A 503-nucleotide genomic window follows, 5' to 3' on the forward strand; every position below is an offset into this window, starting at 1 on the left:
GCCGAAGGCGCATCCGCCGTCACTGAGCTGTCAGTTAACCACCCGCAACTTCCCGGTATTCTGCTTCTGCCGCCACACCGAATCGCTGATCAACATGCTGGCTTTGTAATCCGTGGGCGCTTCCACCAGTAGCTGTTTCACGCGGTCGCACTGGTAGGCGTGGCAGGCCACGTCGAGGTCGTCCAGAAGGTTTTTGGTTTCTTCCCAGCTCAGGTGATGCTCTTCGGCGCGCAGGATGCCGGGGTGTTGGGTGCCGGAGACGTTGCTGCCGATCAGCAGTTCTTCGTACAGCTTCTCGCCTGGACGCAGGCCGGTAAATTCGATTTCTATATCGCCGTTGGGGCGGTCTTCGTCTTTGATTTCCAGGCCCGAGAGGTGAATCATCCGGGTGGCGAGGTCCACGATTTTCACCGGCTCGCCCATATCCAGTACGAACACGTCGCCACCGGTACCGATGGCGCCTGCCTGAATCACCAGTTTGGCGGCTTCGGGGATGGTCATGA

General features: G+C 59.2%; 1 protein-coding gene. It reads right to left on the minus strand.

Annotated elements, in window-relative coordinates; genetic code table 11:
- Window positions 1–30: 30 nt before the first annotated feature.
- Window positions 31–503, minus strand: a 473-nt coding sequence (locus B3520_RS02600) for a polysaccharide biosynthesis protein (protein WP_286875352.1), incomplete at its 5' end; no start/stop codon positions are given.

This window comes from Marinimicrobium sp. UBA4509, from assembly GCF_002388575.1.
Classification (GTDB): Bacteria; Pseudomonadota; Gammaproteobacteria; order Pseudomonadales; family Cellvibrionaceae; genus Marinimicrobium; species Marinimicrobium koreense.